Annotated in this window: 20 protein-coding genes; 19 read left to right on the forward strand and 1 reads right to left on the reverse strand. The window is 42.3% G+C overall.

Annotated features, from left to right (window positions below; all coding sequences use genetic code 11):
* Nucleotides 1–2: 2 nt before the first annotated feature.
* From ABJH64_RS05695 to ABJH64_RS05745, 11 genes are all read left to right on the forward strand, one after another.
* Nucleotides 3–584, forward strand: a complete 582-nt coding sequence (locus ABJH64_RS05695) for a cytochrome c oxidase subunit 3 (protein WP_348276962.1) — start codon at nt 3–5, stop codon at nt 582–584.
* Nucleotides 585–611: 27 nt separating this feature from the next.
* Complete coding sequence (locus tag ABJH64_RS05700) at nt 612–1,388, forward strand: cytochrome c oxidase subunit 3 (protein ID WP_348276963.1); 777 nt, start codon at nt 612–614, stop codon at nt 1,386–1,388.
* An 18-nt stretch (nt 1,389–1,406) separates the two neighbouring features.
* Nucleotides 1,407–1,739, forward strand: coding sequence for a cytochrome C oxidase subunit IV family protein (locus ABJH64_RS05705; RefSeq protein ID WP_348276964.1), 333 nt, complete (start codon nt 1,407–1,409; stop codon nt 1,737–1,739).
* Between the two features lie 79 nt (nt 1,740–1,818).
* Entirely contained in the window at nt 1,819–2,493 is a 675-nt protein-coding gene (locus ABJH64_RS05710) for an SCO family protein (RefSeq protein WP_348276965.1), read from the forward strand.
* Complete coding sequence (locus ABJH64_RS05715) at nt 2,474–3,028, forward strand: DUF420 domain-containing protein (RefSeq protein WP_348276966.1); 555 nt, start codon at nt 2,474–2,476, stop codon at nt 3,026–3,028. The genes ABJH64_RS05710 and ABJH64_RS05715 overlap by 20 nt, the downstream gene beginning before the upstream one ends.
* A gap of 34 nt (nt 3,029–3,062) precedes the next feature.
* Nucleotides 3,063–3,314, forward strand: coding sequence for a hypothetical protein (locus tag ABJH64_RS05720; RefSeq protein ID WP_348276967.1), 252 nt, complete (start codon nt 3,063–3,065; stop codon nt 3,312–3,314).
* A gap of 56 nt (nt 3,315–3,370) precedes the next feature.
* Nucleotides 3,371–7,075, forward strand: a complete 3,705-nt coding sequence (locus ABJH64_RS05725) for a HAMP domain-containing sensor histidine kinase (protein WP_348276968.1) — start codon at nt 3,371–3,373, stop codon at nt 7,073–7,075.
* Between the two features lie 47 nt (nt 7,076–7,122).
* Nucleotides 7,123–10,587 (forward strand): hypothetical protein, encoded by a 3,465-nt coding sequence (locus ABJH64_RS05730; protein ID WP_348276969.1) that lies wholly within the window; start codon nt 7,123–7,125, stop codon nt 10,585–10,587.
* Nucleotides 10,588–10,650: 63 nt separating this feature from the next.
* Nucleotides 10,651–11,355, forward strand: coding sequence for an SDR family oxidoreductase (locus tag ABJH64_RS05735; RefSeq protein ID WP_348276970.1), 705 nt, complete (start codon nt 10,651–10,653; stop codon nt 11,353–11,355).
* A gap of 5 nt (nt 11,356–11,360) precedes the next feature.
* Nucleotides 11,361–13,343 carry a (E)-4-hydroxy-3-methylbut-2-enyl-diphosphate synthase gene (gene ispG, locus ABJH64_RS05740; RefSeq protein ID WP_348276971.1) on the forward strand — a complete coding sequence of 661 codons (1,983 nt, stop codon included), beginning with the start codon at nt 11,361–11,363 and terminating at the stop codon, nt 13,341–13,343.
* Between the two features lie 121 nt (nt 13,344–13,464).
* Nucleotides 13,465–13,659 carry a DUF6728 family protein gene (locus ABJH64_RS05745; RefSeq protein ID WP_348276972.1) on the forward strand — a complete coding sequence of 65 codons (195 nt, stop codon included), beginning with the start codon at nt 13,465–13,467 and terminating at the stop codon, nt 13,657–13,659.
* Between the two features lie 559 nt (nt 13,660–14,218).
* Here the strand turns inward: ABJH64_RS05745 and ABJH64_RS05750 are convergent.
* Entirely contained in the window at nt 14,219–17,200 is a 2,982-nt protein-coding gene (locus tag ABJH64_RS05750) for a DUF2723 domain-containing protein (RefSeq protein WP_348276973.1), read from the reverse strand.
* A 168-nt stretch (nt 17,201–17,368) separates the two neighbouring features.
* On the opposite strand from ABJH64_RS05750, the gene trxA reads away from it, so the two are divergent.
* From trxA to ABJH64_RS05790, 8 genes are all read left to right on the forward strand, one after another.
* Entirely contained in the window at nt 17,369–17,689 is a 321-nt protein-coding gene (gene trxA / locus ABJH64_RS05755) for a thioredoxin (protein ID WP_348276974.1), read from the forward strand.
* A gap of 175 nt (nt 17,690–17,864) precedes the next feature.
* Nucleotides 17,865–19,286 carry an MBL fold metallo-hydrolase gene (locus ABJH64_RS05760; RefSeq protein ID WP_348276975.1) on the forward strand — a complete coding sequence of 474 codons (1,422 nt, stop codon included), beginning with the start codon at nt 17,865–17,867 and terminating at the stop codon, nt 19,284–19,286.
* A gap of 127 nt (nt 19,287–19,413) precedes the next feature.
* A complete protein-coding gene (locus ABJH64_RS05765; RefSeq protein ID WP_348276976.1) occupies nt 19,414–19,995 on the forward strand; it encodes a YeeE/YedE thiosulfate transporter family protein in 582 nt (193 codons plus the stop codon).
* Nucleotides 19,996–20,006: 11 nt separating this feature from the next.
* Nucleotides 20,007–20,492 carry a DUF6691 family protein gene (locus ABJH64_RS05770; protein WP_348276977.1) on the forward strand — a complete coding sequence of 162 codons (486 nt, stop codon included), beginning with the start codon at nt 20,007–20,009 and terminating at the stop codon, nt 20,490–20,492.
* Nucleotides 20,493–20,754: 262 nt separating this feature from the next.
* Nucleotides 20,755–21,930, forward strand: coding sequence for an MFS transporter (locus ABJH64_RS05775; RefSeq protein WP_348276978.1), 1,176 nt, complete (start codon nt 20,755–20,757; stop codon nt 21,928–21,930).
* The gene (locus ABJH64_RS05780) at nt 21,927–22,643 is read left to right on the forward strand and encodes an acyl-ACP thioesterase domain-containing protein (protein WP_348276979.1); all 717 of its coding nucleotides are present in this window, start codon (nt 21,927–21,929) and stop codon (nt 22,641–22,643) included. The genes ABJH64_RS05775 and ABJH64_RS05780 overlap by 4 nt, the downstream gene beginning before the upstream one ends.
* A gap of 108 nt (nt 22,644–22,751) precedes the next feature.
* On the forward strand, nt 22,752–23,798 hold the full coding sequence (locus tag ABJH64_RS05785; RefSeq protein ID WP_348276980.1) for a c-type cytochrome: 1,047 nt from the start codon (nt 22,752–22,754) through the stop codon (nt 23,796–23,798).
* On the forward strand, nt 23,795–25,141 hold the full coding sequence (locus ABJH64_RS05790; protein ID WP_348276981.1) for a hypothetical protein: 1,347 nt from the start codon (nt 23,795–23,797) through the stop codon (nt 25,139–25,141). The genes ABJH64_RS05785 and ABJH64_RS05790 overlap by 4 nt, the downstream gene beginning before the upstream one ends.
* Nucleotides 25,142–25,172: the final 31 nt, after the last annotated feature.

Below are 25,172 nucleotides of genomic sequence, written 5' to 3' on the forward strand. Positions count from 1 at the left end.
CGATGGAAAAAGAAATAAAATACGTCGATATGGTAGAGCAGCCAATTGCTATGCATCCTAAGAAATTTGGGCTTTGGCTGTTCTTAGTGACCATAGTCATGGTTTTTGCTGGTCTAACCAGTGCCTATATCGTTAGACAGTCTGAAGGTAATTGGCTAGAATATGAGTTGCCATCTATCTTTTGGTTCTCTTCTGCTATCGTGATAATCAGTAGCGTATTCCTTCAATTTGCCTATGTCTCTGCGAAAAAAGATAATCTACTTGGTTTACGAATAGGCATATCATTAGCGGTCCTATTCGGGTTAGGCTTCTTGGTCAGTCAATGGTTCAGCTGGGTAGCGCTGGTTGACGAAAATGTCTTTTTCGTAGGCAATCCCTCTGGATCATTTCTCTATGTTTTCACAGGATTACATGCTGTTCACTTAATCAGCGGTGTGATATTTCTGATTATTGTATTAATTTCGACATTCAGATATAAAGTGCATTCCAAGTCGTTAGACACGCTTGAAATGGCAACTACATTTTGGCATTTTCTCGCTGCATTGTGGTTATATCTATTTATGTTTTTGCTTTTGAATCATTAAAATTAACCAAGTACAAATCAATTTCTTATGTCTGCGCATTCTACTGCTATAGGAGTAAGTTCGAAAAGAGGCGTTTGGGGAGGTGGTAACGAACCTCTCAAAGCTAGCTATGGAAAACTCATGATGTGGTTTTTCCTCCTTTCGGATATCTTTACATTTGCTGCTTTTTTGATCACCTATATCGCTATTCGGGTAAGCTATCCTGCTTATGCCGGTCCAGCGACTGAATTTGTTGGATCAAATGAATATTGGCCAATACCTGAATTGGTATTTGATGCTATTCCTTTAGTGCATGGTGTTCACCTTCCGCTTGTTTTCGTAGGTTTGATGACCTTCATTTTGATTGCTAGTTCTGTTACCATGGTACTTGCCGTAGAAGCAGGACATCGTAATGACAGAAACGATGTGGTGAAATGGATGCTTTGGACTTTGCTTGGTGGTGTTACTTTTTTGAGCTGTCAAGCGTGGGAGTGGAATCACTTTATTCATGGCACCGAAACAGGATCAGTGATGAATTTCATCAATGGACTTAGCCAAAATGTAACTGAAACAGTTTATGGCGCAAATCTGCTTGTGAACGAATATGGGCCAGCTTCCTTTGCTAATCTCTTTTTCTTCATTACAGGATTCCACGGCTTTCACGTGACCATAGGAGTTATCCTTTTATTCATGGTCTTTTACCAAGCAGCCGTTGGGGTTTACGATAGAAGAGGCCATTATGAAATGGTTGAAAAAGTAGGTTTGTATTGGCACTTTGTAGATCTAGTATGGGTCTTTGTATTTACTTTATTCTATCTGATCTAACCTGTAATAATTAGAATTATGGAAATTCAAGAAAATAAATCTACACTATCGGTGGTACCTAGAAACACCGATAAGATTAAGAAAATTTGGAAGACAGCGCTTATTCTGTTGCTAATTACTGCTGCTGAATTCGTGATGGCCTTCACCTTGCCTCGTGGTATTTTGCTTTATGTGTTATTTATGGCATTGACTGTATGGAAGGCTAAATACATCATCATGGAATTCATGCACTTAGGTGACGAAGTGAAGCCATTGATCTATTCTATTTTGGTCCCTATCATCTTTCTTTTCTGGCTCATTATCGTTCTTGTGAAAGAAGGAGCAGATATATTCGATTTAAGATGGTTTTAGTCTCAGCTTAATCTTATTTATTTTCAAAGAAGGTTGAAGTTTGAAAACTTCGACCTTCTTTTTTTGTTAAAACATTGGTATGAGAAGTTTAAGAATTTTGCAGGGTTTTGTTTTAGTCTGCATTCTATTGGTTCCAATCTTGATCTTTCTGTTCTTGAAAGGCTTTGGTAGAAATACTTACGATATTCCTGTTTACTACGAAAATGGAGTGGATAGTATTTTCGCTGAATGTGGAAACTCTGACAGTTCGCAGCATTTTATCCCAGATTTTTCTCTTACAAATCAGAAGGGCAATACGGTAGGCAGAGATGATATGGAAGGGAAAATCACCATAGTTGACTTTTTCTTTACTTCCTGTCCTAGTATATGCCCCAAAATGTCCTCTGAAATGGAACGGGTGAATGATATGTTTCGGAATGATGAGAAGGTTCAGATTATGTCTATCAGCATAGATCCTACCTATGATTCTCCAGAAATACTTGAAAAATACGCTCAGAAACACAACGGCCTAGCTGGCAAATGGGACTTTCTCACGGGGGATGTTGATCAGATTTACAGCTTAGCCAAATGCGGCTTTATGATCCCAACTGTTGACGGGCTAGGGATTCCAGACGATTTTGTTCATAGTGACAAATTTGTCTTGGTGGATGAACTGGGTAGAATTAGAGGCTATTACAGTGGTACCTCACGTGAGGATGTCGATTTATTAATGTTAGAGACTAAAATATTGTTGCATGCAAGCGAAAGAGACTAGTCATTTGAAAAACGAGGGAAAAGTGAAGGGCTGGATAATTGCTATTTCTGTACTAATTCCTGTTGTAGTTGCGATACTTATCTTTATGCCAGCCAAACTTGATTTGGGTGTGGAGTGGGTTTATTTCCTGCCTCACTTGAATGCCGTGATCAATTCTGCTGCTACTTTGGCGTTGATTGCAGGTCTTGTGTTTATTAAAAATGGGAAGATTGCATATCATCGAGCATCAATGACTGTTGCCTTTGGGTTAGGAGCCATATTCCTGGTTTCGTATGTGATCTATCATGCAGCTGCCGAAAGCACTTCATTTGGTGGGGAAGGCTTTGTGCGTAGTGTTTACTTCGCCGTTTTATTTTCTCACATCGTCTTGGCGGCCGTCGCTCTTTTGCCTATTCTTTTTGCATATTACTATGGATTAACCGATCAGCGAGAGAAGCATCGTAAAATTGTTAAATTCGCGTATCCAATCTGGCTTTATGTGACTGTTACTGGTGTGATAGTTTATTTAATGATCAGTCCTTATTATGTACATTAAAAACCTGCGGTCTTAACAAGACGTAGGAAACAGTATGGTAAAAGTTTTAAAAATAGGATTTCTGTCGCTGCTCGGACTGCTGGTACACACAGCAAGTTTTGCGCAGTGCGCCATGTGTAGAGCTTCTGTGGAGAATAATGTGGCCAACGGTGACACGAGTGTTGCGGCTGGACTGAACCTTGGAATTATGTACCTTTTTGTCATGCCCTATCTTATTGCTATGGCGCTAGGCTATTTTTGGTACAAAAACGCTAAAAAAAGAAAGTCCAAAATAACCTTTCAATAAAGGATAAGAAGAGCAAAGTTTGATCGAAGACTTTGCTTTTTTTATTTTACACTTAAATGAAGCACGATTCCCGCCGCCTGATCATCTTGATCAGTATTTTCTCTCTTCTTGCTGTCTTGATTCTGAATTTCTTTTTCTTCCAGAAAAAAGATCAGGATACTTTTTTGATGGCTTTACAGGATCGCGTGCAAGCTGTGGACAAGGAATTTGATGAGGATTTTATTCAGATCCTTATGGATGTCAGGCCAGCTGATTCTTTGAGTTTTGGGCAAATAAGCACACCAGTTCATCGTCACCCTTTCTTTATTCTCAATGCAGGAAAGGAACTTCTGTACTGGTCTGATTTCACACTGACTTTAGATTTTTCTCAAGTAGATCTTTCCAGAGAATATCAGCTTCTCGAAGATCCCTTCGGGACGCTTCTGCTGAAGATCCGGAAGGTCAAAAGGAATGGAGCTGAATATGTGGTGATTCATGTGCTTCGTTTGATTTGGCCAGGGAATATTGAGAATAATTGCCTGATTACTGGTCCCAATCCCGAGATCTTTGGTAATGATCGGTTTGAGCTTTTCACCAATCCTGAGGAGGGATCCTCGGTAGTTACTAATCCTGCGGGAATCCCACTTTTCGGAATCAATTTCCTCTTCGGCTATAGTCCTTCGGGGAGATTGGTGAATCCCGCCATCTTGATTTTCTTTACTTCTATTTTCCTACTCTATTTCCTTTTGAGTTCTGATTTTGTGTTGAGTAAGTGGAAAAAGGGTAGAAGATGGCAAGCTATTGGGTATGCTATTTTTGTCTTGGGGGCATTCCGTTTGATGATGTTGCTGCTTGATTTTCCTAGTAGCTATCTTAATCTTTCTCTCTTCAATTCCTCTAATTATGCTTCTTCTTGGTTTAACCCTAGTTTGGGGGATTTGCTGATCAATACCCTCTGTGCTGTATTGATTTTGGGTATGGTTATTTATCAACTGGCATCTAAAATCATGCATGATAAGATTAGGGTTTTGAAATCACCCAATGAGTTTTTATCATTTTTCTTTTTTTCGCTTATAGTCAGTTCCATTGGAGTATATCTAGTCTGGTCGCTTCCTCGAGATCTCATGCTCAATTCACAGTGGGGCTTAGACATTAGTTCTATACCGTCTTTTGATTGGTTTATGGGTATAAGCTTCCTCATGCTATTTCTGTGGGGAGCAGTTTATGTTTTGATGTCGCTGACTATGTTTAGTTTGCTACTAGAAATCAATCCACGCAAAAAAAGCTACTACAAGTGGCTAAGCATCATCGGGATTCCAGTAGCTGGGGTTTTGTTTTTTTTCACGGTTTGGGGAGGCATGGTGTGGCTTATACATGTAGGATTTTTGGTGGCAATTATCCGACTTGAATTATTCAAGAATGCCTTTAAACTTGGCTTGGATACATTTCTGACTTTTTTCTTCGCCTGCCTGGTTACGGCGATTATCTGCGGTATTAGTATTTTTCAGGCTGAAAAAAGCGAATTGATCCAATCGAAAACTCGATTTGCAAATCAAAACCTCATCGAAAATGATGTGATGACGGAATTTTTTCTAGGTGAAATCTTCACTCGTATCAAAAGTGATTTGTTCATTCAAAATAGAATAGCAGATCCACTTTTCTCCAAAGAACCTATAGAAACCAAAATCAGAAGAATCTACCTGGATAATTACTTTGATCAATTTGAAGTACAGGTGCGTATTTTTTCCTCTTCCGGTCAACAAATACTAGGGAATTCAGCCTCTCCAAATCTTAAGGATATCCAGCTGGAGTTTATCAAAAGTGATTACGCTACGAGTGTAAAGGATTTATATTTCATTAGAGCAAATGAGTCTAACACAGGCAATCGCTTTATCGCTTTTGTACCCCTAAATAAGGACGGGACCTTACTTGGGACAGTTTTTCTAGAGCTCAGACAGCTACGTGTACAGCCTACCAGCGTCTATCCTAAATTGCTGTTGGATAAAAAATACAACGATAAGCTTGATCCTGTACTTTATGACTATGCCGTTTTCAAGGACAAGGATTTAATTCGTAATTCAGGTTCTTACAATTACCTAAACAAACAATTTGATCGGGTTCTATCTCGTCAGGCTTTGCTGACGGATGGGGTGCATCAAAGTGGCTATCATCATTTCGGGATTAGAAATGGCGATGAATTGATCATTGTTTCTTCGAGGAACATCTCAGTCGCTCATTTTTTGGGAAATATTTCTCTGTTCTTCGTCCTCTTCGTGATCATGACTTTCATGACTATTTTGATCAATACGCTCATCACTGGGATCAAAAAGTTTGAATTTAACTATTCTACCAAGCTTCAACTTTACCTCAATTTTGCCTTTTTCTTCCCTATCCTCATTATCAGTATCATCACGATTGGTTTGTTGGCAAATAGCTATAGAAATGACCTAGATCGTCAGTACATCCAAAAAGCCGCCCTGATCAGAGGTAATCTTGGTAGCTTTCTAAATAACCAGAAACCTGAAAATGTGGACAAAGACCTGCTCAACGAGGAGGTCAATGAGCTGGCAAATACCACTGCAAGTGACATCCATGTCTATAGCTCTGAAGGCACACTGGAATCGACCAATCGTCCTAATATATTTGATAAGAAAATCCTATCGCCTCTGATCAATCCAAAGGCGATTGCGGAGATCCAAGAAATGGGTCAAAGCCAGTACTTAGCGGAGGAACAAATCGGAAAACTGAACTACAAAACGGTCTATCTTTCCATTCCTGCCACAGCAACTCAGGAAAACCTAGGGATTTTGGCTGTGCCGTTTTTCGAGTCGGAAGCAGAACTCAACACACTTATCGCTGACGTTTTAAGCAATATCTTCAACGCTTTTGTGGTGATCTTCATCCTCTTTTTGTTCGTTTCCTATTTTGTGTCAACCAACCTTACATTTCCTTTCAAACTGCTGACGCAAAAGCTAAAAGCTACCAATCTGGAAGATAACGAACCCATGTATTGGGGTTCCAAAGATGAAATTGGCCTTTTGGTGAACGAGTATAATAACATGCTTTTTAAGCTGGAAAACTCTAAAAAAGTGCTCGCTTCCACCGAGAAAGAATCTGCTTGGCGTGAGATGGCAAAGCAAGTCGCACATGAGATTAAGAATCCCCTGACGCCGATGAAACTCACCTTGCAGCATCTGATCAGACTTCAGGATGCGGGAAGATTAGACGACGCAGAGAAGCTGAAAAGATCCCTAGAAACCTTAATCCATCAGGTAGATGCACTGAGTGGAATTGCATCCTCTTTTTCCACTTTTGCAAAAATGCCACTTCCGAATAACGAATTGATGAACTTCAAATCCGTGTTGAATAAAGTCTTGGAGCTATTCAGTGGTGATCAGCAGATGAAGTTAATCTTTCAGGATGATTCCTTCACGAATGACATACCGATCATGGGAGACGATAAGCTTTTCGGAAGGGTGATCTCCAACCTGATCATAAACGGAGTGCAAGCAGTAGAGCCAGGCGTGAAGCCAGTGATAAAAATATGGCTCTGGATGACAGATCAGGCGGTTTTCTTAGAGATTTCAGATAATGGAAAAGGGATCTCTGAAGATCTCAAAGACAAGATTTTCATCCCAAACTTTTCCACCAAATCTACCGGCTCAGGCTTGGGGCTAGCTATCGCAAAAAGCGGAGTAGAAACGGCTGGCGGCAAAATCTGGTTTGAAACTGAACTGGGCAAAGGGACTACCTTCTATCTTACCTTTCCATTGATAGGATAAATCATCTTTTTAGTACCTTCAAAATCAAAAGGCATTTCGGACTGAGCATGCGCGTTTGGCTACTTTTCTGGGTTTCATTACTTGGGGGATTTACTTCTGTAGAAGCCCAAGAGAAATGCCGATGGGTGAACTCCGAAACCTTCACCCTTCCAACCGTCCCCGACTCACTTTCACTGCTTGAAGAGACGATTAAGGTTTCGGATGAAAGCGGGAAAATCTACGGATTTAACTACGAGCTAAGCTCGAATACGCTACAAGTTATCTTTCAATCCGGCGCCAAGCCTGATTCAGTTTTACTTTGCTATCAGACTTTTACTATCCGATTTGATCAGCCGATTGCCCGGAGGACGCTCTTGGAAGAATATGATTCTACGGCTCGATTCAAGGATACTAGAATGGCAGAATTGCCAGCCTTTGACTTCCGCGAGGAGCTTTTTCCTACCACCAATCTATACAAATCAGGAAGTCTCACCCGCGGCATTTCTTTTGGAAATACGCAGAATGTCTTCGTGAACTCTGCACTCAATCTTCAGCTGGAAGGTGATATAGCTGAGAAACTAAAAATCCGTGCAAGCATCACCGATCAAAATGTGCCCTTTCAACCCGAAGGAAATACGCAGCAAATTCAGGACTTTGATAATGTGTTGATTGAGTTGTATAACGATGACTTTAGCCTTACTGCCGGTGATGTGGTTCTTCAGCAACGTCAGTCTGAGTTTCTCCGCTACTACAAAAATGTACAGGGTCTTCAGTTTACTTCCAATTACAAAATGAGCGATATGTGGACAGCTAGTTCTCAAGTTTTTGCCTCGATAGCCAAAGGGAAATTCGCTTCTATTCAACTTCCGATTTTGGAAGGAGTGCTGGGCCCATATCGCGTAAGTGGTCCGAATAATGAGCGATTTGTGATCATCATGGCCAATTCTGAACGTGTATTTCTGGATGGGAAACAGCTCAAGCGTGGATTTAATGAGGATTATGTGATCGATTACAATCAGGCAGAAATCACCTTTACTCCCAAAGTGCTGATTACTCAATATTCACGCGTGCGGGTGGATTTCGAGTATGCCGAGAGGAACTATTCCCGATCCATCATTGGAGCAAATCATAGTCAAACCAATGGGAAGGTGGATTTTTATATGAATTATTACCAAGAGAAGGACAATAGAAACCGACCACTTTTCACAGATTTTAACCAGCAAGAATTGGGGCTCATGGCTTCCGTGGGCGATAGTGCTGAGTTGGCGAGGATTCCAAGGATTGACAGCGTGGCCTTTGATCAGAACAGGATTTTGTATGAGAAAATCACCGAGACGGATGAGCAGGGGAATGATTTAGTTTACTATGCCTATTCCACCAACCCTTTGACTGCTCATTACGAATTGGGCTTCTCTCAAGTCGGAGCTGGACGGGGAGATTATCGCCGTTCTAGTCAGTTGTCAAATGGAACGGTCTATGAATATGTTCCAAGACTGAACGGACAGGCCCAGGGAGATTATTCCATTTTGTCCCAACTCCCGCTACCCGATAGCAAGCGTATGGTGACTGCGGGAACTAGGATTAAGCTGAATGAACACGAGAAAGTTTACACGGAATTTGCGCTTTCTTCCCAAGATCAGAATCTCTTTTCTGAGTTGGACGATGATGATAATCAAGGGGTGGGGGTGAAAGTTGGCTTGCAATCTGAAGGTCGAGAATCTTCTCTTTTCAAAGGCTATATCATGAAGGGTCAGACGGAATACGAATACAATTCGACCAATTTCAATTTTATTGATCGTTTCCGCTACATCGAGTTTGATCGGGATTGGGGTTTGAGTCAGCAAGCACTCGAAAATGCAGCAGCAGAGCAATTCTTTAGAGCAGGGATTGGTTTTGAAAAAGATGCGCTTAATCGATTTGATTACCTTTTTCACCTCCGAAATAGGCAAAATGTACTGAATGGAATGCAGCATGCTGCCAATTGGAATCTTCAGCTGGGAGATAAAATCAGGTTGAAACAGGAGTTTTTTCGCCTGAACTCCAAGCAGGATTCCCTCAATTCAGACTGGATTCGCTACTTGGGAGATGTGAGTTATACTTCAAAAATTTTCGTTCCGGGGTATCAATTTTCAGTTGATAGAAATGCGCTAAAAAGCGCAGAGACAGACTCTGTCTTGAGCACAGCCATGAATTTTCAACAACATTTGGTCTATTTGCGAAGCAATGACACGCTGAGCTATTCTTTTCTCGCTGACGCTGCCTGGCGTGAAGACAAGGCTCCTTTTGCAGGTAAATTACTTGACGACACCCGAGCTTTTACATCCAATTTCACCTTTCGCAAGCAATGGACTCAGCATAGTCTCAGCAGCACTTTCACCTATCGAGAGATTGAATATTTGCAACGTGATCTACCTTCAGAACTCACCGTAATGGGCAAGCTGGATTATCAGGGGAGTTTGGGGAAAAATCTACTCAGAAATGAAATATCCTATGCTATCGGAAATGGGCGAGAGCTACAGCGGGAATTTGTCTTTTTACCAGCTCCTAATGGTGACGGGACGCATACCTGGAGAGACGACAACGGCGATGGAGTGCAGCAACTCAATGAATTCTATATCGCAATCAACCCGGAGGAAAAGGAATACATTAAGATTTTTGTACCAACAGACACTTATACTCAGGCCTACACGAGTATTTTGAATTATAGGCTACAGGCGAAATTCCCTGAAACGTGGAAGGATAGCGGAGGCTTGCGGGCATTTCTGCATCGTTTTTCTAATACCACTAGCCTAAGTGTGGAGAAAAAAGTGACTTCGGACGACTTCCTAGATCGGATCAATCCCTTTGTTGGAGGGATCAACCGGGAGGATATTTTGTCGCTTCGACAGGTGATTCGTTCCAGTTTTTTCTTCAATCGGGCTTCTGCCAACTATGGGTTTGACCTATCTTATTTTGATTCCCAATATAAGCAGTTGCTCTCCGGAGGTTTTGAGGATTTAATTCAAAAGGACTGGAAGTTGAATACACGCTATAATTTTTCTGGACAGACTACTTTAAGGATTATTGCTGGAACAGGCAATCGGACTTCAGCTTCAGATTTCTTGGATAACAGGAATTATACTATCTCCCACAAACAAATCGGCCCTGAGTTTTCATGGCAACCCACACCTTATTTCAGGACTTCTGCCACTTATTCTTTTACTGGAAAAGTGAATACCGCTAACATTGAGTTTAAGGAAAAAGCCCTGCTAAATCAATTGGGCTTAGATCTCCGATTTTCCCGCGCCGTGAAAACAACACTTACCTCCACTGTCAAATTGATTCAGATCGACTACAACGGCGTGGTCAATTCGCCGGTAGGCTACGAAATGTTACAGGCCTTGACGCCTGGAACCAACGTGACTTGGAATGTGAATTGGCTGCAAAAAATAGGGGAGGGTCTTCAGTTGAACCTGGTATATGAAGGTCGAAATTCTCAGGGTTTGGATAGGATAGTTCACGTGGGGAGAATGCAAGTTTCCGCTCTATTTTGATAAAAACGTGTAACTTTGCCCAAGCTAAATAGTTGTCATACTAACTATTAAACTACGAATCAAATGAGCAAAAGTATCCTCGTCACCGGAGGCACCAAAGGAATAGGAAGAGCGATTGTTGAGCGCTTTGCGGGAGAAGGTTTTGATGTCTTTACCTGTGCCAGGAATAAGGAAGACTTGGCTGAACTGGAGGCTTTTTTGCAAAGCAACTACCCTTCCATCAACATCCTTGCGATTCAGGCTGACCTTTCCAAAAAGGAAGAAGTGAGCAAGTTTGTTGATCAGGTCAAAGCAGTTGGAATTCCAGATGTATTGGTAAATAACACCGGTGTTTTTCTCCCGGGGGCAATTCATGATGAGCCAGAAGGGAATTTTGAACTGATGATGCAAACCAATTTGTATTCGGCTTATTACCTGACCCGTGGTTTTGTTAATGAAATGATTGCGAAGAAATCCGGACATATTTTTACGATGGGTTCAGTGGCTGGATTGACAGCCTATCCAAACGGCGGGACTTATGCCGTTTCCAAATGGGCGATGTTGGGCATGACTAAATGTCTGCGTGAAGAATTAAAACCGCATCAGATCAAAGTGACTTCCATCCTCGCAGGAGCGACTTATACGTCGAGCTGGGAAGGTGTGGATTTGCCGATCGAACGTTTTATGAAAGCGAGCGATGTAGCCGAGTCAGTTTGGGCTGCTTATAACCTTTCGCCTCAGTCTGTTGTTGAAGAACTAGTAATCCGACCTCAATTAGGAGATATATAACCCACATGGAGCACATTATCAAATCATTAGATCAACTTTACTGCGATAGCTTGACGCGTTATTCGAGGAGAAAAACTATCCCGGTTAGGATCGGAGATGTCATCATCGGTGGTGACAATCCCATCGTGGTGCAGTCCATGACCACGGTCGATACCATGGATACTGAAGGCTCCATAGAGCAAAGTATTCGGATGATAGAGGCGGGTTGTGAATTGGTCAGAATCACTGCTCCAAGTATTAAAGAAGCAGAGAACTTACGCCACATTAAAGATGGGCTTCGCAAAAGAGGTTATAAAACACCCTTGGTTGCGGATATTCACTTTACACCCAATGCGGCTGAAGTAGCTGCTAGGATTGTGGAAAAAGTGCGCGTGAACCCGGGGAATTATGCGGACAAGAAGAAATTTGAAGTAATTGAATACACAGATGCGACCTATCAGGATGAGTTGGATAGGATTCGTGAGCGGTTTTTGCCTTTGGTGAAAATCTGTAAAGAACACGGAACGGCGATGCGAATCGGAACCAATCACGGTTCTCTTTCTGACCGAATCATGAGTAGATATGGCGACACCCCGCTGGGAATGGTGGAGTCAGCACTTGAGTTTTTGAGGATTTGTGAGGATGAAAATTACCACGACATCGTTATCTCGATGAAGTCTTCCAATACTCAAGTAATGGTTCAGGCTTATCGGATGCTGGTTCAGAAGTTAGATGAAGGCGGTTTCAAACCTTATCCTTTGCACCTTGGAGTGACGGAAGCTGGGGAAGCAGAAGACGGTAGGATTAAGTCGGCAGTTGGAATCGGAACTTTACTGGAAGATGGGCTTGGAGATACAGTTCGTGTTTCTTTAACTGAAGATCCAGAGTTTGAAGCGCCAGTTGCGAAAGCGTTGATTGACCGCTACGCTCATCGTTCAGGACATGCGGAGATAAAATCTATTGAGACTTATCCAGTCAATCCATACGAGCATTTCAAGCGTCACAGTAAAGAGGTTTATAACTTTGGAGATCACAATGTGCCCCGGGTGATTACAGATATTTCCAAGATTCAAAATATCACCGAGAAGGAAATGAAGTCAGTCGGCCACTTTTATTTGCCGGAATTGGACAAGTGGAAAATGAATGATCAGGGATGTGACTTTGTGTATTCAGGAGCGAATCCTATTCCTTTTATGCTTCCAAATGGCATGAAGGAAATCCAAGATGCTGCTGTTTGGACGGCAGGTGAAGATCAGCAAAACAAATTTCCTTTGTTCGATCTGGTGAGTTTTTCTACATCTGAAAAATTTCATTCCGAACTGAATTTCCTTGAAGTTAGTGATCTTGAGATTACTAAAGCCATCTCGCTTATTACAGGACGAAAAGACACTGTATTAATCCTCAAGACTGAAAACAAACATGCCATGCCGGCCATGCGACGAGCTTTTGTGAGTTTGCTTGAGGCAAAGTCGGAGATTCCAGTGATCGTGAAAGTGAGTTATCCGGATCAAACTCAGGATGAAACGATGCTTTACGCCGCAACGGACGTAGGGGGATTGTTGATCGATGGCTTGGGCGATGGGATATTTATTTCCTTGGAAAAGGAGCACGAGCATACCCGGGAGGAAGTGCTAGCGCAGATTAAGCTTCATAATTCTGTAGGCTTTGGGGTCTTGCAGGCAGCAAGAACGCGGATGTCCAAAACAGAATACATTTCCTGTCCTTCCTGTGGTAGAACTTTATTTGATCTTCAAGAAACTACAGCTATGATCCGTAAGCGAACTGATCACTTGAAGGGTGTGAAGATTGGCATCATGGGTTGTATCGTAAATGGGCCGGGAGAAATGGCTGATGCTGATTACGGCTATGTAGGTTCTGGAAAAGGAAAAATCACCCTCTACAAAGGCAAGGAAGTAATGAAGCGATCCGTGCCTTCTGAAAAAGCCGTAGATAAATTGATAGAAATCATCAAAGAAGACGGCATGTGGAACGAGCCGGAATCACTTTAACCTTGGTGTATTTGAAACCCCGGAGGTTCACGTAGGATGATAACCTGCTTCTACAGAGGCAGGTTTGATCGATAAATAAACCATTCTCCAATTCTACCTGTTTACCCAATAAACCTAAGTTATGTCCGAAAGCAAAAAAATAAAAGGATTCTTCAATATGGGAGATTTTGGAAACTACTTCGTAAGAGTTTTTCAAAAGCCTGATCCCGACCAAAAATCAAATTTCAACCTGCGAATGATGCACGGAATCAATAAGATCTCGATTGTTGTGTTTTTGCTGGCGATTATTGTGTGGGTGGTGAAGCGTTTTATTTGAGGGATTTAACTGCGGTGGTCCCTGATTTTTTCGCGGAGAAGATAATAAGTATTGGTTTTTCGAATCCAGACTATTTGATATTTCTTGTTAACACTAGAGCTTTTATCCTTGTCATTTTGCTTTATCTGTAGTTCAAAAAATGGGGAAAATTGCTCCATCTATAAAGCAATTCAAAGATAAAACCGCAAACACACCTAGGTATTATAGATTCGCAGGGCTTCTATTTTTTATGTTTCCTATGAAATCTAAGTGACTATAGGGTAGAAAACCATCAAATCACAAGTTGAGATTCTGATGTCTTCTAGGTTGACTTACCCTATTTATTCATTTACCAATCTTAATCAGCTGCCTCCTCTGCAAAATCTCTGCGTTTACCTTAGGTAGATTCCACAAAAAAAGGGATCCGAATCATTGTCGAATCCCTTTTCAATAAAAGTGCTATTAAGTAGATCAAAAGACACCTAAGGTTGAGGCCACTTCGGTCAACCGACTTTGGTCCTCTATCCAATTGATCAAGGCATTGATTACTAAATACCTCAATGCTCTTAATTACAAAAGCTTACCGTCTATCCAAAACCCCACTGCCACTTTGCTGGGGACCGAGGAATTGTTCCATTCTTAGCTTGAGCTCCTGAGCTTTTTCCTGATAGCCCCTTTCTTCCAATAAAGGAATGAAATACTTGATCATTTCCACAGAAATCATCATTTCTCTATCGTATTCTCTGTTTTCACGGGTGTAAAACTCGATCATATCCAGAGATTTCTTTGATACTTTGTCGATGATATCCAGCGCTTTTTCATCCTCACCCACTTCGAAGAAAAGAGGAACTGATTGCCCACTAGAAAGATCATAAGGAATGGCCTTGTTTGGCATCACTTCCAAACCATAGTTGAGCAATGTCGCAGCTTTCTCCATGTCGTTGTTGTCCAATAGAGCAATCACAATGCTATTCAGCGCACTTCTATGGTTGGAGGCAAACCTTCTGTATTCCTCATCCAAATATGCATCAGGATTGTTCATGCCTCGGAAAGCAAAATTGTTCATGTAATTTTCGTAGGCCAAATCAGCATTGACGAGGTCCTCGCGAACATAATCAGGCTTTCTCACCGGCAGTAAGCGGTAAGTCAAACCCTCCATCACGACGTGATCCTGAACATTGATTCCGATAGTAGCTAGAGAGGTGTTATTGAAGTAGATTGGCCTTTCCCAATTGTTAGATACGATCAAATCAATCAGCATCAATGTTCCCTTGGTTACGTAGTTGCCAGTTACCTGAAGGTTCATTTGCGAAGCAAAAAGTGGAACAAACTCTTCAGGAATAATATCCTTATTGGCAACAGCGGTACTGTCAACTTCCAAAATCAAGTTTCTTGAAGGAACCATGTTGGCTACGGATTTACCACCGGTTTCCATTTTCAGCAGCTCAGATCCTGAGTTCAGCAGCTTCAGATATTCTTTTGCTGAAATGGCATTCATGCCTTCTCTTTCCATGACATAAAGCACATCATTTGTGCCTTTCTGATAGCGATTAGCATCCAGACTGAATGGCAACGCTTCAGATTCATTCACTGGTCGGGTCATTTGCTCTACATACCAATCTGTATCGAAGTAACTCAAAACGATCACCCGTACATCGGTACGGAATCCTTCTACTTCTTGCACGTACCAAAGCGGGAAAGTATCGTTGTCTCCACCAGTAAATAAGATTGCGTTTGGAGCACAAGAGGCCAGGAAGTTTCTAGCAGAATCTACGGAGAAGTATCTGCCTTTTCTATTGTGATCATTCCAGTTTTGCGCGCCCATTAGTCCTGCTACTGGCAAAGTGAGTAGTGTAGCGATGATTCCGGCAGTTGCCATATTCTTCGTAGCTCTACCTAGCATATGGGCGATTGCCATCACCCCAATGCCGACCCAAATAGCAAATGCATAGAAACTACCCACATAGATATAATCTCGCTCTCTAGGCTCCACCGGAGGAGAATTCAGGTAAAGAACCAGCACCACACCCATCATCAGGAATAGCATCAGGTTCACATAGAATGACTTAGGATCTACCTTGGCTTGGAAAAATAAACCGATGATTCCCAGTAATAATGGCAACATCAGGTAATTATTGTGCCCTTTGTTTTCGGTGATGTATTCTGGGTAATCCTTGAAAGCATCCGTAATTCCTACCCAAGGGGCATCGCTGAAATCAGATTCTTTTCCAGAAAAATTCCACATAAAATAGCGCCAGTACATTTTCCCTAGCTGATGAGAAAACATAAAATAGATGTTGTCAGCGAAAGTAGGATCTTGGCCTTCTCTTAGCCCAAGCTTTTGTCGATATAGTCGTTTGTGACTTTCCTGAGTAGAATAAATTCGTGGTAAAATCGTCGTTTTTGTAGGATCGTAGGTGTTTTCCAACGAATAATCTACGATTTCATACTTGTCTTTACCCTTCATATACACAGGAGCACCTTCGTCCTGCGCCACTAATTGAGCGGTGAAATACTGCCCATGAAGCAAAGGTCTATAACCATATTGCTCGCGCTTGAGATAGGACACGTAGCTGATGATGTCTTTTGGCGCATTTTCATTGATGATAGGATCTTGGTTAGCACGAACTACAATCAGCGTGTAACTCGAATACCCAATCAAAATAAAGATGAAAGATAGAAGAACAGTATTTAGGATGGCATTTCCCTTTTTGCGAGAATACTTATAAGCAAAGAATACCCCTGCGAAAAACAGCAGCATAAATACGACGATCCCAGATCCGAATGGCAAACCTATGCTATTGACAAAGAAAATCTCCATCGATCCAGCCAAGCTAGGAAGTCCAGGGATTATCAAGTTATTGATGATGATCAGCGCCACCCCGCCAAGGAACATCGCAATAAAACCACCTTTGAGCGTTGGCTTTTCATACTTTTTGAAGTAGTAAATCAACGCCAATGCTGGCAGAGTCACCAAGTTCAGCAAGTGAACGCCTATAGAAAGTCCCACCAGGTAAGCGATGAAAATCATCCATTTGTTCTCTTCACGAGGATCTTTGATCACATCCCATTTCAAGAATGCCCAGATCACGATGGCCGTGAAAAACGAGGACATGGCATAAACTTCCGACTCTACAGCCGAATACCAGAAACTATCGGAGAAAGTATAAACCAACGCGCCGACGATTCCAGCACCCATCAAGGTAATCGTTTCTCCTTTGCTTTCTTGCCCTTCTACAACTTTGAAAAGTTTTTTCCCAAATAAAGTGATAGACCAAAAAAGAAATAAAATAGAGAAGCCAGAGAATAGCGCACTGCCGATATTCATCCAATAAGCTACCTGCAAAGGATCTCCGAAAGCGAAGAAACTGAACATACGATACACTAGTAGAAAGAATGGAGCTCCTGGAGGGTGGGGTACTTGTAGTTTGTACGCTACGGCTATGAATTCTCCTGGATCCCAGAAGCTAGCTGTTTGTTCGACTGTAAGAACGTAAACCAAAGTAGCTACCGCAAAAACGACCCAACCGGTCAGATTATTGATTTGCTTGTAATTGAGCATGTAATGAGTGGAATTTGACTGGCGAAAATAAAAAAAATAAATGCCAAATGGGGCTATTTTAGGTATTTTAAAACTTTGGCCATTTCTGCGTGAGTGGCTATGTGACAATAATTACTGTGTTGAACTGATTTTGCTTCTACTTTTGTTCTGACAAAAAACGCTGAAATCATGCCTACCAAAGCCAAAACATTTCAAGAACTAATAGATGGAGATCAAGCAGTATTGGTGGATTTTTTCGCCACCTGGTGCGGTCCATGTAAGATGATGCAGCCCATATTGGAAGATACTGCCAAGCAGTTGGGAGACAAAGTGAAAATTCTGAAAGTAGATGTGGACAAAAATCAATTGGCTGCCAGCAAATTCCAAGTGCGTGGCGTGCCTACCTTGATCCTGTTTCAGAAGGGCAAAATCCTCTGGAGAGAATCTGGCGTGGTCCCCGCTCATCAGTTGGTGAATACGCTGAAAACTAACATCAAGGATATCGTCTAAGGCTTCTGTGACAAAAGTCATGTAGAGGAATATCTAGAAGGCCTAATTTTGAGAAAAGATTATAGAACTGAGAAACGAAGGTGTCGGAATTAAAGCCCGGACGCATTCGTACTTTCTACAGGGATTTATCTCTTTTTCCAAAAAAAGAAAACGTAACATAAGAAACTTAATAACTATGAAAATCGAACAAATTTATACCGGATGCTTAGCACAAGGTGCTTACTACATTGAGTCAGACGGCGAAGCAGCTGTGATCGACCCACTGAGAGAAGTTCAGCCCTACATCGAAAAAGCTGAGCGAAGAAATGCTAAAATCAAGTATGTATTTGAGACGCATTTTCATGCAGACTTCGTGTCGGGTCATGTGGATTTGGCGAAAAAAACCGGTGCCGAGATCGTATATGGTCCTACGGGAATGAAGTTGGGTTTTGACGCTCACGTAGCAAAAGACGGGGAAGAGTTTCAGATTGGAAAAGCAAAAATCAAATTGATTCATACACCAGGCCACACGATGGAAAGTTCCTGCTATTTGCTTTTCAATGAAGAAGGCAAAGCAGAAGCGATTTTCACTGGAGATACATTGTTCATCGGAGATGTGGGAAGACCGGATTTAGCACAAAAAGTTATCGCGGATTTGACTCAGGATATTCTTGCTGGGCATCTATATGAGTCTCTTCGAAATAAAATAATGCCTCTTTCAGATGATTTGATCGTGTATCCGGCTCACGGGGCAGGATCCGCCTGCGGCAAAAATATGAGTAAGGAGACATCTGATACGTTGGGCAACCAAAAGAAAACGAATTATGCGCTTCAGGAGATGACTAAGGAGCAATTTATCAAAGAGGTGATCACAGGTTTGACTCCACCTCCAGCTTATTTTCCTCAAAATGTCATGATGAATATCGAAGGATACGATAGCATAGATGCTGTTTTGGAAAGAGGGGTGAAGCCATTGAGTCCAGCGGAGTTTGAAGCAGCAGCTAATGAAACAGGCGCTCTGATCTTGGATACGCGTGCCCCACAGGTGTTTGCCCAGGGCTTTGTTCCAAACTCAATAAATATCGGAATCGACGGAAGCTTTGCGGTATGGGTTGGCGCGATGATCCCGGATTTGAAGCAAGAAATTCTCGTGGTAGCCGAGCAAGGTAGAGAAGAAGAGGTGATTACTCGATTAGCTCGAGTGGGGTATGATTTTGCGATTGGCTACTTGGATGGCGGCATGGAAGCTTGGAAGAATTCTGGAAATGAAGTAGATCAGATCCAATCCATTTCGGCGGATGAGCTGGCTCAAAAGCAAGCAGAAGACCCAGGAATCAATATTTTGGATGTTAGAAAAGAGAGTGAGTTTCTTTCCGAGCACGTGGAGAATGCAGAAAATGCACCGCTTGACTACATCAATGAGAGCATGCTAAAAATCGATAAAGACAAGACCTATTTCGTGCATTGTGCTGGTGGCTATAGATCAATGGTCTTCAATTCTATCTTGAGAGCAAGAGGGTATGATAACCTGATCGATGTCAAAGGTGGATTCAAAGACATCAAAGAATCAGAGAAGTTTAAGGTTACTGATTACGTTTGCCCAACTACTTTACTATAAGTAGTAAGGATCAAGATCTAAGACGTCATATTCAAGAGTACAGTAGTCAAAAATATGATATAAGATTATCTCCGTGGTCTGTGTCTTCACAGACCACTTGTTTTATAATTTCCCTAACCTAAAAAATATGAATCAATTTATAGACTGGGTTTCCCAGCCCTGGCCTTGGTATGTGGCTGGCCCATTGATTGGCCTTACCGTACCGGCACTTCTCATTTTGGGAAATAAGAGCTTTGGAATCTCTTCATCACTTCGTCATGCTTGTGCGATATGTATTCCGGCTGGCATCCCCTTTTTCAATTACAACTGGAGGAAGGAAATGTGGAATCTGGTGTTTGTTCTAGGAGTTTTGGTGGGAGGCTTTGTGGCTACCACGTTTGTTTCTAATCCTGATGAAATCGTGATAGCTGCACAGACTCAGGCAGATTTATCCGCCATGGGAATCACAGATTTCTCTGGCTTGATGCCATCTGATATTTTCTCCTGGGAGAATCTATTCACGACCAAAGGATTGCTATTCTTTGTTCTTGGTGGGTTTTTAGTTGGTTTTGGTACACGCTACGCTGGCGGATGCACTTCCGGCCATGCGATCATGGGGATCAGTTCCCTTCAATGGCCATCTTTGGTCGCTACCATTTTCTTTATGATCGGTGGCTTTTTAATGACTCAGGTGTTTTTAGCTCCTTTGATGAGTTGGGTAGGATTTTAAATTAATAAGAGATGAAAGTTCAAGAAAGAATGATATCGGAGGCAGTCTGTGACGCGCCAAATTCCCAAGAGTCGGGAGAGAAAGGTTTGGCATTGGTGAAGTATTTGATTCTGGGGATTTTGTTCGGAATCGTGTTTGTGAAGGCCGAGATCATCTCCTGGTTTAGGATACAGGAAATGTTCCGATTGGATTCATTTCATATGTATGGCGTGATTGGTTCGGCGATAGTCACTGGGATTATTTCTATACAATTGATCAAGCGATTGAAGATCAAATCCATCGCTGGTGAGGAAATCATAATCCCGAAAAAAGAATTCCGTAAGGGACAGATCTTTGGAGGGTTTATCTTTGGTCTAGGTTGGGCGATTACCGGAGCTTGCCCTGGGCCGCTATTTGCGCAGATTGGGTCTGGGTTTACCGTAGTGATAATAACGCTACTTTCGGCTATTGCCGGGACTTGGGTGTATGGAAAATTCTCAGATAAGCTTCCGAACTAATAAGCTGAAATCTTATCAAATTGGAATTTGAAACCACTTTCTGAAAATGAAGTGGTTTTTTTAATCAAAAACTTTTTTGATGATAAAGCGGATTATAAATATGGCGGTAACGATTACGGCTGCTGCTATGACCAATTCCATGAATTTTCAGATAAGGTAGGTGTGACTAAGGTAACTGGTTTGCAATGTCAATGTTCGAGGTTCCCCATGATTTTGAACTTATGTTCTGTACTTTTGTGAGCCTCTTAAACCTAGTTAGTTGATGAACACACTTTCCAAAAGACGAGTTGCCCTAGGGGCATTTTTCTTTTTCGTAGGTCTTTGCTTCGCCTCCTGGGCAGCACGAATTCCAGATATTCAGTCCAAGTTTGATCTTTCCGAAGGACAGTTAGGGACACTTTTATTGTTTTTGCCGCTTGGTTCTGTCATAGGTTTGCCGCTCGCAGGCTGGGCTGTGCATCAGTTTGGAAGCAGAGCTGTGGTTATGTTTGGAGCATTTGCGTATGCATTGACCTTACCTCTGATTGGTTTAGCTCCTACTACTTGGCTGTTGATTCCTGTGCTGATCCTGTATGGAATGCTTGGGAATGTGATGAATATCTCACTGAATACTCAGGCGTTGGCATTAGAAGATGAGATGGGGAAAAGTATTCTGGCTTCCTTCCATGGCTTGTGGAGTTTGGCGGGTTTTTCAGGTGCGGGCTTAGGAGCATTGATGATTTTTATCGGATTTTCTCCGGCGCAGCATTACTTCCTGGTGATGGCGATTTCTATCGTGCTCATCCTATCCGCTCAAGGTTATATTGTCAAAGAAAGGAAAGCATCGGAAGGTGGAGGTGGATTGGTGATGAAGAAGCCCGATGCACTTTTGCTGAGGATTAGCTTAATAGCTTTTCTAGGCATGATGGCCGAAGGATGTATGTTTGATTGGTCAGGGGTTTATTTCAAAAAAGTGATCCAATCCGATCCATCTTTAGTTGCCTTGGGTTATGTGGCTTTTATGGGGTCAATGGCTGCAGGTAGATTTATTACGGATAAAGTCGCTGCCAGATTTACCAAAGTGGAGGTGATTCAGGTGAGTGGAATTTTAATCTTTATTGGACTCAGCTTAGCGGTGATGTTCCCCACTGTAGAAGTGGCTACCTCCGGATTTCTGTTAGTGGGTTTAGGCGTGGCATCGATCATCCCGCTTTCTTATAGTATAGCTGGCAGGTCTAAGTTGTATTCACCCAGCGTAGCGTTGGCGATAGTTTCCACCATTTCATTTTTTGGATTTTTACTTGGTCCTCCTTTGATCGGTTTTATCGCAGAATTATTTAATTTGAAAGTGTCTTTTGCCCTAATCGCTGTTGCTGGCTTGGGGATTACAGTACTTTCGAGTGTCAGAAAGGCTGTTTTCCTCATCCCAATAAAGCCTTCCCCTAGTCGGACTAAATGATTTTCAGCTCTTCCTTTCAGTTTTACAAAGATTTTGAAGTTCGTTCCTATCAGGTTGATCCTGACGGGAAGCTGAGCTTGACAGCCTTGTCTAATTTGTTTCAGGAAATTGCCTGGAGACATGCAGATTCTGCTGATTTTGGGAGGAATCTGCAGGAACAGCAACTGTCCTGGGTGATGGCTCGAATGGATATCAAATGTGAGCACCTTCCTTCCTGGGGTGATGCCATCAAAGTTTTTACTGCCGGAAGGGGGCAAGACAAGCTCTTTGCTTTTCGTGAGTTTTTGATTACTGACTTTGAGGGGAAAACACTTGCACAGGGGATGAGTTCTTGGGTGCTTATGAATGTGCAGACCAAACGGATATTTAGACCTGAGAGCGTTTTGCCACCTGAACTTTTTAATCCAAACGAGAGACCAGAATGGCAACCAGCAAAAGTTAAATTGGCAGGGGACCTTCTCAAAACTGAGCGGCTGAGGGTGAGGTATTCAGATCTTGATCTGAACAATCATGTCAATAACACCAGTTATGTGCGTTGGGTGGAGAATATTCTTCGCGAAAATGGCTGCGACACACCTCGCTTTTTGATCAATTACTTGGCTGAATGTGGCATGGGGGATGTGTTAGACATTAATTTGTATCGTCACGAGCAAGATTTTTTAGTCGAAGGGTTGGTAGAGGATAAACAGGTTTTTTTGGCTGTAGCCAAATGAGCACATCTTTTTTTCTTTAGGAAAAAGCGTATTTATCCTTCCCTGCGTGATCTTCATCACATGCTTCGAGGATGATTACCCCCAATTTTGTAGCTTGATCAGGTAATTATGAATAAGACTGCAACTTCTATTTCTCAGCTTTTTCCGTTGATCCTCGTTTTGCTGGTGACGATTAGCCTTCTGGTTGGGTTGATTGGTGGGATATTATTTCTAGATCATGTAGGGATAGAAACTCCTACGGTGAAAGTTGCGCAAGTCATCCCAGCTCAGACGACACCAGAGTCCACCGCCTTGATGGATCCTGTGGGAATGTGGATTGCGCCGGACTGGGCGTCTGTGGAAGCAGAGCCCAATGCAGAGGATATCAAATATGGCCGTGAGCTTATCGTCAATACTTCGGAATACCTTGGCCCACAGGGCAAAGTGATGAGAATTTCTAATGGATTGAATTGCCAAAATTGTCATTTGCAGGCTGGGACTGCACCTTTGGGCAATAATTATTCAGCTGCTAAAAGCACCTATCCCAAGGTTCGCGGCCGATCTGGAAAGTCCGAAGATATTCAGATGAGAATCAATGGTTGTTTTCAGCGAAGTCTAAATGGGGAAGCTTTAGCTAATGATGGTAAAGAAATGAAGGCCATAGTAGCCTATATGGAGTGGCTAGGGAAGGATGTGCCAAAAGGAGAAGTACCAAAGGGGGCTGGAATCTATGAGCTTCCTTTGCTCGACAGAGCAGCAGATCCCATCAAAGGGAAAAGCATCTATGAAAAACAATGTGTGAGCTGCCATCTGGCGGATGGACAGGGAGTGATGAAGGGGAATGGGACTGGTTACATTTATCCTCCACTTTGGGGAGAGCACAGTTACAATCAGCGTGCAGGTCTTTTTCGTATATCGAGATTTGCTGGGTGTGTGAAAGCGAACATGCCTTTTGGTGTTACTTATGAAAACCCAATGCTTACCGATGAAGAAGCATGGGATGTGGCAGCTTACGTAAATAGTCTGGATAGGCCAGCGCGTGATTTTCCTCACGATTGGCCTGATATTTCCAAAAAGCCTATGGATCATCCATTTGGGCCATATTCGGATGGGTTTTCTGAGGAACAACATAAGTTTGGTCCTTTCCAAGCAATCAAAGCAGCATCGGGTAAATGAGAAATTTCATCTTAGGAATCATCATTTGCATGCCTTTAGTGGTTTTTGCGCAGCAAGAAGAAAAAAAAATTGAAGTTTCTCCAGACGTACATTTCCGAATGTTTTGGATGAGCACTACCTATCCAGCTACTTACAAGGATGATTATGCGCTGGGAACAAGTCTGAATCTTGGGACGAAGCTCAACTATGCGGATCACTGGGGTTTTAGGGTAGGTTACCGGATTTTTGCTAACCTTTGGAGTAGTGATTTGACCGCAGCAGATCCAGTAAGTGGTGGCACGAATAGGTATGAGGTGGGCTTGTTTGATTTGCTTGATTTAGAAGATCGATTTTTCGGAAAGTTGGAAAATTTGTCGCTTACCTATTCTAAATCGAACTGGGGGATATCGGTGGGACGAATGGCGATTAATGAAGATTGGATCAATCCACAGGATGGGCGGCTTTCTCCTACGGGTATCGAGGGAGCCAAAGCTTGGTACGCTACGGAAAATAAATGGGGTTTTACGGGCTGGGGTATCAGTCGGATGAGCGTTCGCGGGACAAGCGATTGGCTGTCTGTGGGGGAAAGTATTGGTGTGTTTCCTACGGGTAGAAATACAAATGGTGAAGCCTCTCAATACGCAGGCTATACCACTAGTGATTGGATAGCGCTAGTGGAAGTATCTAAAGTTTGGGAGGGGATTACCCTGAATGTATCAAACACAGTGGCTCAAAATATTTCAAATACACTTTGGTCTCGGGTGGAGAAAAAGTGGAAATCAGAAGAATCAGGGATTACTTGGCTTTGGGGTGTACAGGCAGGTTTTCAATCAGGACTGGGGAATGGTGGCAATGAGAATCCGCTCTTTCAATACAAGAATCCTAAGGATAGAAATTGGGCTTTATCTACGAGAATTGATTTTCAAAAAAAATCATGGGCTGTGAATTTGAATTATACCAAAACAGGTGGACAGGGGATCTGGCTAAGCCCCAGGGAGTGGGGGAAGGATGCCTGGTACACATTTATTCCTAGAGAAAGGAATGAGGGATTCAGTTCCTTAGATGCGGTAACGGCGTTTGCGGAATATTCCATCAAGAATACTGACTTAAAAGCTTTTATTCATTTGGGATTTCATTGGCTGCCTCCACTCAACTCGCCTGCTGAGAACAAATACAATATGCCTTCCTATCGGCAGCTCAACATAGGGATGAAATATTCTCCCAGGTCAATGCCAAAGTTTGATTTTCAGGTCTTAATGATGAATAAGGAAGCCCTCGGGAATCCTGGTCTAAGTCCTTCACAGGAATACAATAAAGTAGGTATGATGCATGTGAATGGTATTGTGAATTGGCGTTGGAATTAGTTGAGTTTATAGGAAAGGAATTTTCAAAGGG

It is taken from the genome of Algoriphagus sp. (genome assembly GCF_039969895.1).
Classification (GTDB): Bacteria; Bacteroidota; Bacteroidia; order Cytophagales; family Cyclobacteriaceae; genus Algoriphagus.

Coding starts and splice junctions, on each gene's coding strand:
- ABJH64_RS05770 (WP_348276977.1), top strand. CDS start 20,007: ATGAAAGTTCAAGAAAGAATGATATCGGAGGCAGTCTGTGACGCGCCA.
- ABJH64_RS05705 (WP_348276964.1), top strand. CDS start 1,407: ATGGAAATTCAAGAAAATAAATCTACACTATCGGTGGTACCTAGAAAC.
- ABJH64_RS05760 (WP_348276975.1), top strand. CDS start 17,865: ATGAAAATCGAACAAATTTATACCGGATGCTTAGCACAAGGTGCTTAC.
- ABJH64_RS05710 (WP_348276965.1), top strand. CDS start 1,819: ATGAGAAGTTTAAGAATTTTGCAGGGTTTTGTTTTAGTCTGCATTCTA.
- ABJH64_RS05720 (WP_348276967.1), top strand. CDS start 3,063: ATGGTAAAAGTTTTAAAAATAGGATTTCTGTCGCTGCTCGGACTGCTG.
- ABJH64_RS05735 (WP_348276970.1), top strand. CDS start 10,651: ATGAGCAAAAGTATCCTCGTCACCGGAGGCACCAAAGGAATAGGAAGA.
- ABJH64_RS05730 (WP_348276969.1), top strand. CDS start 7,123: ATGCGCGTTTGGCTACTTTTCTGGGTTTCATTACTTGGGGGATTTACT.
- ABJH64_RS05695 (WP_348276962.1), top strand. CDS start 3: ATGGAAAAAGAAATAAAATACGTCGATATGGTAGAGCAGCCAATTGCT.
- ABJH64_RS05780 (WP_348276979.1), top strand. CDS start 21,927: ATGATTTTCAGCTCTTCCTTTCAGTTTTACAAAGATTTTGAAGTTCGT.
- ABJH64_RS05785 (WP_348276980.1), top strand. CDS start 22,752: ATGAATAAGACTGCAACTTCTATTTCTCAGCTTTTTCCGTTGATCCTC.
- ABJH64_RS05700 (WP_348276963.1), top strand. CDS start 612: ATGTCTGCGCATTCTACTGCTATAGGAGTAAGTTCGAAAAGAGGCGTT.
- ABJH64_RS05775 (WP_348276978.1), top strand. CDS start 20,755: ATGAACACACTTTCCAAAAGACGAGTTGCCCTAGGGGCATTTTTCTTT.
- ABJH64_RS05745 (WP_348276972.1), top strand. CDS start 13,465: ATGTCCGAAAGCAAAAAAATAAAAGGATTCTTCAATATGGGAGATTTT.
- ABJH64_RS05790 (WP_348276981.1), top strand. CDS start 23,795: ATGAGAAATTTCATCTTAGGAATCATCATTTGCATGCCTTTAGTGGTT.
- ABJH64_RS05750 (WP_348276973.1), bottom strand. CDS start 17,200: ATGCTCAATTACAAGCAAATCAATAATCTGACCGGTTGGGTCGTTTTT.
- ABJH64_RS05725 (WP_348276968.1), top strand. CDS start 3,371: ATGAAGCACGATTCCCGCCGCCTGATCATCTTGATCAGTATTTTCTCT.
- ispG (WP_348276971.1), top strand. CDS start 11,361: ATGGAGCACATTATCAAATCATTAGATCAACTTTACTGCGATAGCTTG.
- ABJH64_RS05715 (WP_348276966.1), top strand. CDS start 2,474: ATGCAAGCGAAAGAGACTAGTCATTTGAAAAACGAGGGAAAAGTGAAG.
- trxA (WP_348276974.1), top strand. CDS start 17,369: ATGCCTACCAAAGCCAAAACATTTCAAGAACTAATAGATGGAGATCAA.
- ABJH64_RS05765 (WP_348276976.1), top strand. CDS start 19,414: ATGAATCAATTTATAGACTGGGTTTCCCAGCCCTGGCCTTGGTATGTG.